The organism is Azospirillum sp. CT11-132 (assembly GCF_047302835.1).
Classification (GTDB): Bacteria; Pseudomonadota; Alphaproteobacteria; order Azospirillales; family Azospirillaceae; genus Azospirillum.
The window spans coordinates 1,007,573-1,022,564 of the sequence record NZ_JBGLZA010000003.1 but is presented as its reverse complement, the minus strand read 5'-3'; the positions used below and the strand labels follow the sequence as shown (position 1 = coordinate 1,022,564).

The window sequence follows — 14,992 nt, the reverse complement described above, 5'->3', positions numbered from 1 at the left end:
CTACAATCCTGGCCTGTACTTCGACGAATTGTTCGGAGCCATGGATTTGCCGGCCGAACATACGGCGCTGATCCGCCAGAGGCTGGCCGCGCTCGACTTCGATGAACTGCGCCGCCGCGCGCAGGATGCGGAGCGGGAACTTTACAATCTCGGCATCACCTTCATCGTCTATTCCGACAAGGACGCCGTCGACCGCATCCTGCCCTTCGACGTCATCCCGCGGGTGATCTCCGCACCGGAATGGAAGCATCTGGAAGCGGGCGTCACGCAGCGGGTCGCCGCGCTGAACCTGTTCCTGCACGATATCTATCACGACCAGAAGATCCTGAAGGACGGGGTGATCCCGCGGGATCTGGTCGAGGGGAACCATAATTTCCGCCCGCAGATGATCGGGCTGGACGTTCCCTTCAACACCTACATCCACATCATGGGCACCGATCTGGTGCGCGACCGACATGGCACCTTCCGCGTGCTGGAGGACAATGGCCGCGTTCCGTCCGGCGTCTCCTATGTCGTGGAGAACCGCCATATGATGCAGCGGGTCTTCCCCGACCTGATGCAGGACATCGGCATCCGCCCGGTGGACAATTACGGCCACAAGCTGCTCGACGCCATGATGGAGATCGCGCCGGTCGACGATCCCCAGGTGGTGCTGCTGTCGCCGGGCACCTACAACTCGGCCTATTTCGAGCACATCTTCCTGGCGCGCGAGATGGGCGTGCCGCTGGTGGAAGGACGCGATCTGGTGGTGGAGAACGACCGCGTCTTCATGAAGACGACCAACGGTCTCGCTCCGGTCCATTCGATCTATCGCCGGCTGGACGACGCCTTCCTCGACCCCAAGGCCTTCAACCCCGACAGCCTGCTGGGTGTGCCCGGCATCCTGGAGGCCTATCGCAAGGGCAACGTGGCGCTGGCCAACGCCATCGGCACCGGCGTGGCCGACGACAAGGCGGTCTACTGCTATGTCCCGCGGATGATCAAATACTACCTGGACCAGGACCCGATCATCCCCAACGTCGACACCCGCATCTGCCGCGAGGCCGACGCCCTGCAATACACGCTCGACAATCTGGCCGATCTGGTGGTGAAGCCGGTGGGCGAGGCCGGCGGCTATGGCATCACCATCGGCCCGCGCGCCAGCAAGGCGGAGTTGGAGGATTGCCGGGCCAAGCTGCTGGCCGATCCGTCCAACTATATCAGCCAGCCGGTGGTCGACCTGTCGGTCTGCCCGACCGTCTGCGACGATGCCATCGAGCCGCGCCACGTCGATCTGCGCCCCTTCGCCATCACCGGCAAGAGCACCTGGGTCCTGCCCGGCGGCCTGTCGCGCGTGGCATTGAAGAAGGGCACGCTGATCGTCAATTCGTCCCAGGGCGGCGGCTCCAAGGACACCTGGGTTCTGGAAGGTGGTGCGGCATGAACCTGCTGTCCCGTTACGCCGAGTGCATTTTCTGGATGGCCCGCTACATGGAACGGGCCGAGAATCTGGCCCGCATCCTGGACGTGCACGAAACCTTCGCGCGCGACACCCGCGGGGCCACCAACTGGTTCTCCATCGTCCAGCTGAACGCTGACGAGAAGGACTTCTTCAGCCGCCACGACCGCCCGACGGCGGAGGCGGTGATCCACTATTACATGTTCGACGGGCAGAACCAGAATTCGCTGCTGTCGATGCTGCGGATGGCGCGGGAGAATGCGCGGACGCTGCGCCCCTGGATCTCGACGGAGATGTGGACGCAGATCAACGTGTTCCACAACAAGCTGCTGGAGATGTCGGTCAAGGACGTGGCGGCGCAGAACCTGTCCAAGGTCTGCACCTGGATCAAGGAGGAATGCCAGACCCACACCGGCATCACCGAGGGCACCTTCTACCGCGACCAGGGCTGGTACTTCTACCAGATGGGCAAGTATATCGAGCGGGCGGACCAGACCACGCGCCTGCTCGACATCAAGTACCACACGCTGTTGCCGTCGCCGGCCGAGGTCGGCTCCACGCTGGATGTCAGCCAGTGGACGACGGTCCTGCGCTGCACCGCCGGCTATCACGCCTTCCGCCGCGTCTATCCCCGCGGCATGTCGCCGACCACGGTCGCCGGCTTCATGCTGTTCAACGAGGGATTCCCGCGCTCCGTCGTGATGTGCGTGCGGCAGATCGACGGAGTGCTGACGCGGATGCGCTCGCGCTACGACCTGCGCGGCGGCTCGGCGGCGATGGAGCGGGTGGACGAGCTGCTGGCCGCGCTGCTGTCCCGTCCGATCGATGCGGTGCTGCGCGACGGCCTGCATGAATATCTCGACTGGATACAGCTGCAACTGAGCGTCGTGACGACGGAGATCGCACAAGCCTTCTTCGGCGTACAGCCGCCTCTGGCGGTTCAGAGCCAGTCGCAGTAAGCTCGGGTCCGGCGGAGGGGGATCACGCTCCTCCGCCTCCTCCTCACTGTCGTGGTGGTTGTCGGTCAGAATGTCGGTCATCCAGCCGCCGCAGCGTCCATTGCAGCAATTCTTCCGGTCGGGGCCGATGCCCTGCCCCTATCTGCCCGGACGTGTTGAACGCAAGCTGTTCACCCGCCTGATCGGTCCCTTCGCGACCGAGGTGAACTCGACCCTGTCGCGCGCCGGCTTCCGCCGCAGCCACGACATCGTCTATCGGCCCGTCTGCCCCAACTGCCAAGCCTGCGTGCCGGTGCGCGTGCCGGTGGCGGAGTTCGTGCCGACCCGGTCGCAGCGCCGGGTGCTGAAGCTCAATGAAGGGGTGACGCTGGCGGAACGCCCGGCCTACGCCACGTCGGAGCAGTATCGGTTGTTCGCGCTCTACCAGAACTCCCGCCACGGCGATTCCGACATGGCCCGGATGGCGATGGGTGATTTCGCCGCCATGGTGGACGAGGGCAGGGCGGACACCAACCTGCTGGAGGCGCGCGACGAGCGCGGGCAGCTGGTCGGCTGCATGCTGACCGACCGGCTGTCGGACGGCTATTCGGCGGTCTACAGCTTCTACGACGCGGCGCAGGACCGCCGCAGCCTGGGCACCTTCATGATCCTGGGCCTGATCGAACGGGCACGGCTGGCCGGCATGCCCTATGTCTATCTCGGCTATTGGATCGCCCACAGCCGAAAGATGGCCTACAAGGCGAAGTTCCATCCGCTGGAATGCCTGGGCGAGGACGGCTGGCGCCCGGCCGAGATCGCTCCGGACATCGACGGACCGATCAGGGATGGAGAGTAGAGGCATCGCCGCCGCACCAACGGCGATGCGCCCATCCCCGATGACCGCCGACGTCAGGCCGCCTTGATGTCGCTCAGGAACTTCTCGACATCCCGGCGCATCAACTCTGCCTGTTTGGACAGTTCACTGGCGGCGCCCAGCACCTGACCGGCGGAATTGCCGGCCTCGCCTGCGGCTTGATTGACCTGGACGATGCTGCCCGTCACCTCCTGCGTGCCGGCGGCGGCCTGCTGGACATTGCGGGAAATCTCGTTGGTTGCCGCGCTCTGCTCCTCGATCGCGGCGGCGATGCCGGTGGTGATGTCGTTGATGCGGCCGATGGTGCCGCCGATGCCGGTGATCGCCGTCACCACGCCATAGGTCGTCTGCTGGATGGCGCCGATCTGGCCGGCAATCTCCTCCGTCGCCTTGGCGGTCTGGCCGGCAAGACTCTTCACCTCGCTGGCGACCACGGCGAAGCCCTTGCCGGCCTCTCCCGCCCGCGCCGCTTCGATGGTGGCGTTCAGGGCCAGCAGGTTGGTCTGGCTGGCGATGGAGTTGATGAGTTCCACCACGGCACCGATCCGCTGGGCTGCATCGGCGAGGCTGCGCACCGCGTCGCTGGTCTGCGCCGCCTCCGTCACCGCCTTGCCGGCAATGTCGGCCGAGCGGGCGATCTGGCTGCCGATCTCCCGGATGGAGCTGGCCATTTCCTCGGTCGCGGTCGCGACCGTTTGGACGTTGGCGCTGGTCTGTTCGGCGGCCGACGCCACGACGGTGGCTTGGCTGCTGGTCTGCTGCGCCATCGCCGACATGGCGTGCGCGGTGGCGTCCAGTTCCGACGCGGCCGACGCCACGGTGCGCAGCGCGGCGCCGGACGACGTCTCGAAGGAGGCCAGCAGACGCTCGATCGCCGCGGTACGCCGTGCCTTGGTCTGCTGTTCGGCCGCCTCGGCGGCGGCGAGCCGGTCGGCCTCGATCAGACCGTCCTTGAAGATCTGGACCGCTCTGGCCATGGCCCCCAACTCGTCCTTCCGCTCCGTTCCATCGACGGCGACTGAAAGTTCCCGGTTCGCCAGACGGCCCATGATCATGGTCAGCCTCTGGATCGGCCGAACCACGGTGGACAGCATGGAAACAGCGATGCCGATGCAGATCACGGCAACCAGGCCGGAAGAAACCATGATGAGGATTTTGCCGTTTTCATACAGGTCCTGGCCTTGGTCAGCCGCCTTTGCGCCCTCGCGCGTATTGAAGTCGATCAGCTTCTGCAAAAGGCCTTTTGCCGTCCTATACTGATCTCTTGCTTGTCCACGGAAGACGGAGCCGGCTTCTTCGGTCTGGTTCTGGCGCGAGAGTGGAAGCAGAACGGTCTTGCTGGTTTTCAGATAATCGCCCCACGCTGACTTGAACGCCTGATAGGTTTCGGTCTCGAATCCTGGCGTCAGCATGGCCGCATAGATCTTATCGGCCTGTTCGAAAGATTTAAGAATCTCCTCCAGGGTTTTTTCTTCGACGCGCATGCCCTCATCCGAGGTTGAGATGATGTGCGCACCTTCATTGATGCGGTAGTAATCGAACAGCGTGTAAAGATTGGCGACCGCAGCGACGGACGGAAGCCAATTGTTCCTGATTTCGAGAGACTTATCGTTCATCGACGACATCTGCAGGATGGAGAAGCCTCCAAACGCAATAAATATGATTATTACTGCTGTAAAGGAAGCGATCGACTTCATTCGAACCGTCATGTTCGATAGCCACGTCATTCCCCATCTCCTGCAAAAAGCAACGGTTCTGATTGAAAAGGCCCTAAAGCCGGCCGACACCATATCGTCACGCCTCTATGGGCGTCTTCGATAGGGCATCCGACCGCCTTAGCAAGGAATGCGCCATCGGCCTTCGGTATGTGGAGTTGCAAGAAAAGCAAGGGCTTTGCCGGCGATGATCGGTTTCATGATCGACCGGCGACCCATGCGGGGCTGGACCTGCAGTGTGGCAAGTTGACGCAGGCGCTGCGAATTGCGACGCATTCCGCAGTTTCCATCTACGGGATTCTACGTAGCTCCAACGTAGCCCTTGCCGCTGGGGGGCGGGAAAGGAATAGTCCCGTCCAATCATATCTTTTGGTATACCCTCCAATCGAGAGAGGGTTGCGACCTGTCGCGCGTGCGCGGCTGCAACAAAAGCAAAAGGGGACGGCCCAAGCCGCGCCCCCGCAACAGGGAGGTTTCTCCTTTGAGAGGTCTGCTCAGACTAAGTGGGCTGATCGATGCCATGAACCAAGGCATCGGCAAGCTCGCCTACTGGCTCGTGCTGGTCGCCGTCGTCGTCAGCTCAGTCAACGCTGTGGTCCGCTACGGGCTGAACACCAGTTCCAATGCGTGGCTGGAACTGCAATGGTATCTGTTCTCGGCCGTGTTCCTGCTGTGCGCCGGCTATACCTTCCTGCGCAACGAACACATCCGCATCGACATCGTGCTGGGCCGCTTTTCCAAGCGGGTGCAGGCCTGGGTCGACGTCTTCGGCATCATCTTCTTCATGTTCCCGATGACGATCCTGATCATGGTGCTGTCCTGGCCGATGTTCATGGACAGCTTCGTCACCAACGAAATGTCGAGCGATGCCGGCGGCCTGATCCGCTGGCCCGTGAAGCTTCTGGTCCCGGTCGGCTTCTTCCTGCTCACCGCGCAGGGCGTCTCGGAACTGATCAAGCGCATCGGCTTTCTCACCGGCCATCGTGACGAGCCGGGCGAGAAGATGCACAGCCATTCCTAAGGACCGGGAGCGCCCCCCAGATGGTCGAGTTCGTAACCGCCAACATGGCGCCGCTGATGTTCGGCGCGCTGGTGTTCTTCCTGTTGATGGGTTTCCCGGTCGCCTTCGCGCTGGCCGCGAATGGTCTGGCGTTCGGTCTGATCGGCATCGAGCTGGGTCTGCTGACCCCGGCGCTGCTGCAGGCGCTGCCGGAACGCGTGTTCGGCATCATGCGCAACGACACGCTGCTCGCGATCCCCTTCTTCACCTTCATGGGCCTGATTCTTGAGCGATCGGGCATGGCCGAGGATTTGCTCGATACCATCGGGCAGTTGTTCGGTCCGATCCGTGGCGGTCTGGCCTATGCGGTGATCTTCGTCGGCGCGCTGCTGGCGGCGACGACCGGCGTGGTCGCGGCCTCGGTCATCTCCATGGGTCTGATCTCGCTGCCGATCATGCTGCGTTACGGCTATGACCGACGGATCGCGACCGGCGTCATCGCCGCGTCCGGCACGCTGGCCCAGATCATTCCGCCGTCGCTGGTGCTGATCGTTCTGGCCGACCAGCTCGGCCGCTCGGTCGGCGACATGTATGCCGGCGCACTGATCCCCGGCCTCGTGCTGACCGGGCTCTATGCCGGTTACATCCTGCTCACCAGCATCATCAAGCCGGAGATGGTGCCGGCCCTGCCGCCGGAAGCCCGTTCGCTGCGCGGTTGGAAGCTTCTGCTGCGCGTCATCACCTCGCTGGTGCCGCCGCTGGTGCTGATCTTCCTGGTTCTGGGCACGATCTTCATCGGCATCGCCACCCCAACCGAGGGCGGCGCCATGGGCGCGGCCGGCGCCATCCTGCTGGCCCTCGCCAAGCGGCAGCTGAGCTGGGGCCTGATGCGTCAGGCGATGGACGCGACCGCCAAGCTTTCGTCCTTCGTGGTGTTCATCCTGATCGGTTCGACCGTGTTCGGTCTGGTGTTCCGCGCGGTGAACGGCGACCTGTGGGTGGAGCATCTGCTGACCAGCCTGCCGGGCGGCGAGCTTGGCTTCCTGATCGTCTGCAACATCCTGGTTTTCGTTCTGGCCTTCTTCCTCGATTTCTTCGAGCTGGCCTTCATCATCGTCCCCCTGCTGGGGCCGGTGGCGGACAAGCTGGGCATCGATCTGATCTGGTTCGGCGTGCTGCTGGGCGTCAACATGCAGACCAGCTTCATGCACCCGCCCTTCGGCTTCGCGCTGTTCTTCCTGCGGTCGGTGGCGCCGAAGACCGACTATCTCGACAAGATCACCGGGCAGAAGATCGCGAAGATCACCACCGGCCAGATCTATTGGGGTGCGGTTCCCTTTGTCGTCATCCAGATCATCATGGTCGCCCTTGTCATCTCCTTCCCGCAGTTGGTCGATGCCGGCCGCGACAAGGGACCGAAGATCAACCTGGACGACGTGAAGATCGAAATCCCGGCCTTCGACAACCAGGAAGTGGCTCCGCCCTTCGGCGCTCCGGCGCAGCCGGAGTCGAACCCGAACGACGACATCATGAAGCAACTGCAGGGCAAGTGACGCCTGTCGTCACCAAGCCTGGACAAGCAAAAGGGGCCGGTTCATCCGGCCCCTTTCTTGTTGATGCGTATCCGGTTGGGAAAGGGTCAGCGTGACTTGGTGGCACCAGCCCAGTTGGTCGGTGCGGTTCCGGAAGAGGGAAGAGCCCCGCCGCTGCCAAGGGAAACCATACGGTCGCTTCCGGCGATGGGCGGCAGGGCGGCGAATTCCTCCGCCGTCATGCCGGTCAGGATCACGGCCTGACGATTGCGGGCGTAGCGCAGGTTGTCGCTGCCGACCATCACCTTGTGCTCGTTCGGGAAGCGCGGGGCGCCGACGGTGACGATCGCCTGTTCCACCCGGTTTGTCGGCCCGATCACGAGATCGCTGACGTTGCCGAGGATCCGGCGGCCGTCCGGCGTCTGCACGGTCAATCCGACGAGTTCCACCGGTGGCTTGGTCGCCACCTCCGCTGATGGGATGCCGCCCATGTCCGAACTGGCGCAGGCGCCCAATGCCAGAACCGGCAGGGCCAGAACCGGCAGGATTGCCAGAGCCGACAGGCTGGGGAGGGGCATGCGCAGGGAAAGGCGGCGGTGATCCATCGGTCTTGGCCCTTTTGCTGACGGCGCGGAACTGTGCGTCCCTAGAACAGCACGAGCATGGCCGGAGGTCCCGCGCGCCGAAGGGGTGACCCCATCGTCGGCCGGAGACCTCCATCGGGACGGGTCAGGTGAAGACGAAGTCGTGGGCGGCACTCAGGCCGATCTGGTCCACCGTCAGCGACGAGCCGTCGGTGAAGGTGAAGACCGAATTCGAGCCGTTGGTCGTCATCGCCATCTCCCACGCGGCGTAGCCGTGGAACTCGATCTGGTCGATCCCCTTTTCGAAATAGTTGATGGTGTCGTGGCCGAAGCCGCCGGTGGCCCGCTCCATCAGGAAACGGTCGATCTGTCCGTCGGTGTAGCTGACCATCAGGTCGTCGCCGGTGCCCGGCTGGAACAGGTCGGCGCCGCCGTCGCGATAGCTGTCGTAAAGCGTGTCGTTGCCGGTGCCGCCGATCATGGTGTCGTCGCCGCGCATCCCCTTGACGATGTCGTCGCCGGTGCCGCCGTTCAGCCAGTCGTTGCCATCGCCGCCGAACAGCTGGTCGTTGCCGGCATCGCCCCACATCGAATCGTTACCGGCCTCGTTGCCGCCATAGGGATCGCCGAGCCAGTCGTTGCCGTCGCCGCCATGAAGCTGGTCGTTGCCCAGCCCGCCGATCAACGAGTCATTGCCGCGTTCGCCATACAGCTGATCGTTACCGCCGGCGCCGTTGACGCGGTCGTCGCCATCCAGACCGTCGATCCGGTCGTCATAGGCGGTGCCGGTCATGGCGTCGTTGTTCGAAGTCCCCCAAAACTGGCGCATGGCGTCTCTCCATCAGTGCCGTTAACGTGCTGTTAACGATTAACCAGATGTTAACCATGAGGCCTGGGCGGTCGAAAAGCGATAAAGGGGCAGTACAAACGGGACAAGGAGAGATGACACAGATAACCGAAGCTTGATTGGATTTGTGATCTTTAATGTTTCTTTATTCGACGTATTTGTGATCCAAAGCGGGATCTTTCTGTGACGGAACAGAGACTTTGCTCCTCCTATGGGTAGGTCTGGGCCGGCGGAAGGGCACAGCGGCGCCGGCCGAAGGCGATGCGCGGACGGGGAGGGCAGTAGGCCGCAGGCAAAAGCACTGTCGGAACGGATCGTCCGAAAGAGGATCGGCGGCGCAAATGTGCTTCCCGCCGTCCAAGATTGCGGATCCGGCGGTGTGCGCAAAAAATTACCGGGCGTCCAAAGGAACGCCCGGTGCAGTCATATACAGGGAGGGTTAGAGACAAGAAGCTGTGTATACCCTTCGGCGGGGGTGCCGCTTTGATGTGGATCAAGAAATCCGGCAGCGGCGTCGAACCGAGTTTCCATCGGCTCGCGCTCAGCCGTGGCTGTGCGAATGCCCGCCATAGAGAATGGACGGATCGGTTTCGACCTCCTGGATCGTTTCCAGCTTTCCTGCCCGCCAAGCCCGATAGAAGCAGCTGCGCCGGCCGGTGTGGCAGGCGACGCCGTCCTGTTCGACGATCAGCAACAGGGTGTCGCCGTCGCAATCCACCCGGAAATCCTTCAGCCGCTGGACCTGCCCGGAGGTCTCGCCCTTGCGCCACAGCCCGCCGCGCGACCGCGACCAATAGCAGACGCGGCCGGTTGACAAGGTCTCCACCACCGCGTCGCGATTCATCCAGGCCATCATCAGGATTTCGCCGGTGCCCTCGGCCTGGGCGATTGCCGGCACCAGCCCATCGGCGGTGAAGCGGATGGCGGCCAGCACCTCTTCAAAGGGGGCAACATCGATCGACGGCGTATCCGTCATGGCAAATCACTCCTTCACAGGCCCGCCGCTCAGAGGGCGGCGGCCATCCGGCGGAAGCCGGCCTCGAGATCGCGGATCAGGTCGTCGGGGCTTTCCAGGCCGGCGTGCAGGCGCAGGACCTGTCCCGGATCGGTCCAGCGGGTGGCGGAGCGCACCGCGGCCGGCCGCGTCGGCAGGATCAGGCTTTCGAACCCGCCCCAGCTGTAGCCCATGCCGAACAGCTCCATGCCGTCCAGCATCGCCGCCAGGGCCTTGCGCGGCACCTGGTTGATGATGATGGAGAACAGGCCGCTCGATCCGGTGAAGTCGCGCTTCCACAGCTCGTGGCCGGGGAAATCGGGCCGGGCGGGGTGCAGCACGCGCGTCACCTCCGGCCGGGCGGCCAGCCAGTCGGCGAGCGCCAGCGCGCTTTCCTGATGCTGGCGCATCCGCACCGACAGGGTGCGCAGGCCCCGCAGGCCGAGATAGAGGTCGTCCGGCCCGCCGCAGACGCCGAAGCGGGTGGCGGCCTTCTTCACCGCGGTCCAGCTTTCCTCGTCCCGGCAGGTGACGACGCCCAGCATCGCGTCGGCATGGCCGACCATATACTTGGTGGCGGCATGGATCGACAGGTCGACGCCGTGGTCGAAGGGGCGGAAGAACAGCGGCGTCGCCCAGGTGTTGTCGATCATCACCGTGGCGCCGACTTTTTTGGCCGCGGCGGCGATGGCCGGCACGTCCTGCACCTCGAAGGTCAGCGAGCCCGGCGATTCGAGGAAGACCACGCTGGTGTTCGGCCGCAGCAGCGCCGAGATGCCGGCGCCGATGCAGGGATCGTAGAACTCGACCTCCACCCCATAGGGCGCCAGCGTCTCCTTGGCGAAGCGGCGGGTGGGGCCATAGGCGCTGTCGGTGATCAGCACATGGTCGCCGGCCTTGGTGAAGGCTGACAGCGCGATGGCGATGGCGGCGAGGCCGGAGCCGGTGTTCACCGACTTGTAGCCGCCCTCCAGCGCCGCCGCCGCCTCTTCGAAGGCGAAGGTGGTGGGGGTGCCCATGCGGCCGTAATGCACGCCTTCCAGCGTGTTGCGGTCGCTTTCCTCCAGCGCGTCCAGCGTCGGGAACAGCACGGTGGAGCAGTGATAGACCGGCGGATTGACGATGCCGTGGTTGTTCCGCGGATCGCGGCCGGCATGAACGAGAATCGTGTCCTGCGTGACGTCCTTCATCGACTGTCCGTTTGGCTGGTGCGGCGTTCCGGTGCGGCGGAGCCGAACATTGTGTCATTCCGAAGGCCCTGCGGCCAACACCGATTGCGCCGAAGTGCCGTCAGCGGGCGGTATAGTCTGGTATCACCACAAATGCACGGATGATTCGACAAGCGGGATCAAGTTGATACACTCTTGTCCCACGCGCATGGCTGCGTCGCGATCCCCACAGGGGCGGCCCGTCGGGGCTACCTCAGGCCCCCCGGGGATCACATGGCCGGCGTGGTCGGCGCGTCGTCAGACCGCTCAAATGCGAAGAACGCAAGAACAGGGTGGAGTTAATAATTATGAAGTCAGGGCTTCTCGCCGCCGCCGCGGCGGCTGTGGTCATTACCGCCAGCGCCGCCGCCGGTGCCGCCACGCTCGATACCGTCAAGCAGCGCGGCTTCGTGCAGTGCGGCGTCAATGCCGGCCTGCCGGGTTTCGGCAACCCCGATAGCGCCGGCAACTGGACCGGCCTCGACGTCGATTACTGCCGTGCCGTCGCCGTCGCCATCTTCAACGACCCGAACAAGGTCAAGTTCACCCCGCTGTCGGCGCAGCAGCGCTTCCCGGCCATCCAGTCGGGCGAGGTCGACCTGCTGTCGCGCAACACCACCGCCACACTGACCCGCGACACCTCGGTCGGCCTGAACTTCGCCCCCGTCACCTATTATGACGGCCAGGGCTTCATGGTTCCGAAGAAGCTGGGCGTGAAGAGCGCCAAGGAACTGAACGGCGCCACCGTCTGCGTCCAGTCCGGCACCACCACCGAACTGAACCTCGCCGACTATTTCCGCGCCAACAACATGACCTACAACCCGGTCGTGATCGAGTCGAACGACGAGGTGAACGCCGCGTACTTCGCCGGCCGCTGCGACGTGCTGACGACCGACGTGTCCGGTCTGGCCGGCACCCGCGCCGGCGTCGCGCCGGTTCCGGAAGACCATGTCATCCTGCCGGAAGTCATCTCCAAGGAGCCGCTGGCCCCGGCCGTGCGCCATGGCGACGACCAGTGGTTCGACATCGTGAAGTGGACGGTCTACGCCACCATCCAGGCGGAAGAGTTCGGCATCAACTCCAAGAACATCGACGAGTTCGCCAACTCCAAGAACCCGGACGTCCAGCGCTTCCTCGGCACCTCGCCGGGCATGGGCAAGGCTCTGGGCCTGGACGAGAAGTGGGCCTACAACGTGGTGAAGAAGGTCGGCAACTACGGCGAGATCTTCGACCGCAACGTCGGCCCGGGCACCCCGCTGAAGCTGGAGCGCGGCCTGAACGCGCTGTGGACCAAGGGCGGCCTGATGTACGCGCAGCCGTTCCGGTAAGGCAGACCACCGTTTGAAGGCCGCCCGTCGGGAACCTGCCGGGGGCGGCCTTCCGGTAGAAGGAGCGGTCGCGAAGGGCGTCAGCGAAACGCCCGCGCATCTGGCCGCATTGGGAGACATGTCGCTTCCCCTACGGTGTGGAAATTGCCCGGAAAACGTCCGGGACCGCGTGGGCACCGTATGGGGCGCGATGGTTGGGGGAGAGTAGTCCGTGGCGACCGAGACCCGGACCACCCAAGGCGCTCCGCCGCCGGGTGGCGTATCCATTTCCCTCAGCGACCCGACGTTCCGTGCCATCGTCTACCAGATCCTGGTGGTCGGCGCGGTCGTTCTGGTCGGCTGGTTCCTTATTTCCAACACGCTCGACAACCTCGCGCGGCGCTCGATCGCGACCGGTTACGATTTCCTGGGGCGTGAAGCGGCCTTCGGCATCGGCGAGTCGCTGATCGACTATTCGCCGAAGGACACCTATGGCCGGGCCTTCCTGGTCGGCGTGCTGAACACGTTGAAGGTGTCGGTCATCGGCATCATCCTGGCGACGATCATCGGCACGGTCATCGGCGTCGCCCGGCTGTCCAGCAACTGGCTGATCGCCAAGCTGGCCTCGACCTATGTCGAGATCGTGCGCAACATCCCGCCGCTGCTGCAGCTGTTCTTCTGGTATGCGCTGGTGTCGGACGGCCTGCCGGCGGTACGCCAGGCGCTGAACCCGCTGCCGGGCGTGTTCCTGTCGCAGCGCGGCCTGCGCATTCCCGTCCCGGTCGCCGATCCGGTCTGGACCAACATGGGCATCGCCCTGCTGGTCGGCATCGCCGCTGCCTGGGGGGTGTCGCGCTGGGCCAAGGCGCGGCAGGCGCGCACCGGACAGCCCTTCCCCGCGGGGTGGGCCGGGCTGGGTCTGATCCTCGGCCTGCCGATCCTGACCTGGATCGCCGGCGGGGCGCCGATGGCGCTCGACATGCCGAAGCTGGCCGGCTTCAACTTCTCCGGCGGCGTCGCGATCTCGCCCGAGTTCTTCGCCATCCTGACCGGCCTGACGCTCTACACCGCGGCCTTCATCGCCGAGGTGGTGCGCAGCGGCATCAAGGCGGTCAACTGGGGCCAAACCGAGGCGGCGCGCGCGCTGGGCCTGCCGAGCGGTCCGACGCTGCGCCTTGTGATCCTGCCGCAGGCGCTGCGGGTGATCGTGCCGCCGCTGACCAGCCAGTATCTGAACCTGATGAAGAACAGCTCGCTGGCGCTCGCCATCGGCTACCCCGATCTGGTGTCGATCGCCAACACGACCCTGAACCAGACCGGTCAGGCGATCGAAGGCGTGACGATGATCATGGGCACCTATCTGGTCATCAGCCTCAGCATTTCGATCTTCATGAACTGGTACAACAAGCGCATCGCGCTGGTGGAGCGGTAACGGCCATGACCGACAACGTGCAAAGCGTCGGCCTGCCGGACGAGCGTCCGCCGGCCAACACCGTCGGCCCCATCGCGTGGCTGCGGAGCAACCTGTTCAACACCTGGTACAACGCCATCCTGACCATTCTGGTCCTGGCGCTGCTGGTTTCGGCGATCCCGCCCTTCGTCGGATGGCTGCTGGTCAACGCGCATGGTTTCGATTCGAACTCCACGGTCTGCCGACAGGATGCCGGCGGCGCCTGCTGGGGCTTCATCGGCGAGAAGCTGCGCTTCATCATGTTCGGGATGTTCCCGTGGGATGAGCAGTGGCGGCCGCTGCTGACCATCGGCGTCTTCATCGCGCTGCTGGTCGCCAGCTGCGACCGCCGCTTCTGGAAGCCGTGGTTCGGGCTGGTCTGGGCCGCCGGGCTGACGCTGGTGGCGATCCTGATGTGGGGCGGCGTCTTCGGCCTGACCTATGTCGAGAACACGCTGTGGGGCGGCCTGCCGCTGACCATCATCCTGTCGGTGATCGGTCTGGCCGTCGCCTTTCCGGTGTCGATCCTGCTGGCTCTGGGCCGGCGGTCGGACATGCCGGCGGTAAAGGTGCTGTGCGTCACCTACATCGAGCTGATCCGCGGCGTGCCGCTGATCAGCCTGCTGTTCATGGCGTCGGTGATGCTGCCGCTGTTCCTGCCGAACGGCGTTTCCGTCGACAAGCTGCTGCGCGCGCAGATCGCCTTCATCATGTTCGCCGCCGCCTATATGGCGGAAGCGATCCGCGGCGGCCTGCAGGCGATCCCGAAGGGGCAGTATGAGGCGGCGGACGGGCTGGGGCTCGGCTATTGGCAGAAGATGCGCAAGATCATCCTGCCGCAGGCGCTGGCCATCGCCATCCCGCCGCTGGTGAACACCTTCATCAGCTTCTTCAAGGACACCTCGCTCGTCATCATCATCGGCCTGTACGACCTGCTCGGCACCGCGAAGGCCGCGCTGTCCGACCCGTCCTGGCGCGGCTTCTACCGCGAGGCCTATCTGTTCATCGGCGTGATCTACTGGATCTTCTGCTTCAGCATGTCGAAATACAGCCAGAAGCTGGAGCGCGACCTGAACCGCGGCCATCGCCGTTAGATCAACGCCGT

At 64.4% G+C, this 14,992-nt stretch carries 13 protein-coding genes; 8 read left to right on the top strand and 5 right to left on the bottom strand.

What is annotated here, in order from left to right; all coding sequences use genetic code 11:
* Positions 1-40 precede the first annotated feature (40 nt).
* From ACCD06_RS10640 to ACCD06_RS10630, 3 genes are all read left to right on the top strand, one after another.
* Positions 41-1,423 (top strand): circularly permuted type 2 ATP-grasp protein, encoded by a 1,383-nt coding sequence (locus ACCD06_RS10640; protein WP_413340553.1) that lies wholly within the window; start codon positions 41-43, stop codon positions 1,421-1,423.
* Positions 1,420-2,397: an alpha-E domain-containing protein gene (locus ACCD06_RS10635; RefSeq protein WP_413340551.1), complete on the top strand. Its 978-nt coding sequence runs from the start codon at positions 1,420-1,422 to the stop codon at positions 2,395-2,397. Before ACCD06_RS10640 ends, ACCD06_RS10635 begins: the two co-directional genes overlap by 4 nt.
* A 70-nt stretch (positions 2,398-2,467) precedes the next feature.
* Entirely contained in the window at positions 2,468-3,232 is a 765-nt protein-coding gene (locus ACCD06_RS10630; protein ID WP_413340549.1) for an arginyltransferase, read from the top strand.
* Between the two features lie 53 nt (positions 3,233-3,285).
* Here the strand turns inward: ACCD06_RS10630 and ACCD06_RS10625 are convergent, their stop codons facing one another.
* Positions 3,286-4,977 (bottom strand): methyl-accepting chemotaxis protein, encoded by a 1,692-nt coding sequence (locus tag ACCD06_RS10625; protein ID WP_413340547.1) that lies wholly within the window; start codon positions 4,975-4,977, stop codon positions 3,286-3,288.
* A gap of 508 nt (positions 4,978-5,485) precedes the next feature.
* Between ACCD06_RS10625 and ACCD06_RS10620 the strand changes: the two genes are divergently transcribed.
* Complete coding sequence (locus tag ACCD06_RS10620) at positions 5,486-5,986, top strand: TRAP transporter small permease subunit (protein ID WP_247871146.1); 501 nt, start codon at positions 5,486-5,488, stop codon at positions 5,984-5,986.
* Between the two features lie 20 nt (positions 5,987-6,006).
* Positions 6,007-7,518 (top strand): TRAP transporter large permease, encoded by a 1,512-nt coding sequence (locus ACCD06_RS10615; RefSeq protein ID WP_413340545.1) that lies wholly within the window; start codon positions 6,007-6,009, stop codon positions 7,516-7,518.
* A gap of 86 nt (positions 7,519-7,604) precedes the next feature.
* Here the strand turns inward: ACCD06_RS10615 and ACCD06_RS10610 are convergent, their stop codons facing one another.
* From ACCD06_RS10610 to metC, 4 genes are all read right to left on the bottom strand, one after another.
* Positions 7,605-8,102, bottom strand: coding sequence for a PRC-barrel domain-containing protein (locus ACCD06_RS10610; protein ID WP_413340543.1), 498 nt, complete (start codon positions 8,100-8,102; stop codon positions 7,605-7,607).
* A 124-nt stretch (positions 8,103-8,226) separates the two neighbouring features.
* Complete coding sequence (locus tag ACCD06_RS10605) at positions 8,227-8,910, bottom strand: calcium-binding protein (RefSeq protein ID WP_413340541.1); 684 nt, start codon at positions 8,908-8,910, stop codon at positions 8,227-8,229.
* Between the two features lie 559 nt (positions 8,911-9,469).
* Positions 9,470-9,904, bottom strand: a complete 435-nt coding sequence (gene hisI, locus ACCD06_RS10600; RefSeq protein ID WP_413340539.1) for a phosphoribosyl-AMP cyclohydrolase — start codon at positions 9,902-9,904, stop codon at positions 9,470-9,472.
* Positions 9,905-9,933: 29 nt separating this feature from the next.
* Positions 9,934-11,112, bottom strand: a complete 1,179-nt coding sequence (gene metC / locus ACCD06_RS10595; RefSeq protein ID WP_109155817.1) for a cystathionine beta-lyase — start codon at positions 11,110-11,112, stop codon at positions 9,934-9,936.
* Between the two features lie 326 nt (positions 11,113-11,438).
* Here metC and ACCD06_RS10590 point away from each other — a divergent pair, with 326 nt between their 5' ends.
* The 3 genes from ACCD06_RS10590 to ACCD06_RS10580 all read left to right on the top strand — a co-directional run bounded on the left by ACCD06_RS10590 (position 11,439) and on the right by ACCD06_RS10580 (position 14,981).
* Complete coding sequence (locus ACCD06_RS10590; protein ID WP_109155818.1) at positions 11,439-12,458, top strand: amino acid ABC transporter substrate-binding protein; 1,020 nt, start codon at positions 11,439-11,441, stop codon at positions 12,456-12,458.
* 211 nt (positions 12,459-12,669) lie between these two features.
* On the top strand, positions 12,670-13,869 hold the full coding sequence (locus ACCD06_RS10585) for an amino acid ABC transporter permease (RefSeq protein ID WP_109155819.1): 1,200 nt from the start codon (positions 12,670-12,672) through the stop codon (positions 13,867-13,869).
* A 5-nt stretch (positions 13,870-13,874) separates the two neighbouring features.
* Positions 13,875-14,981, top strand: coding sequence for an amino acid ABC transporter permease (locus tag ACCD06_RS10580; RefSeq protein WP_109155820.1), 1,107 nt, complete (start codon positions 13,875-13,877; stop codon positions 14,979-14,981).
* Positions 14,982-14,992: the final 11 nt, after the last annotated feature.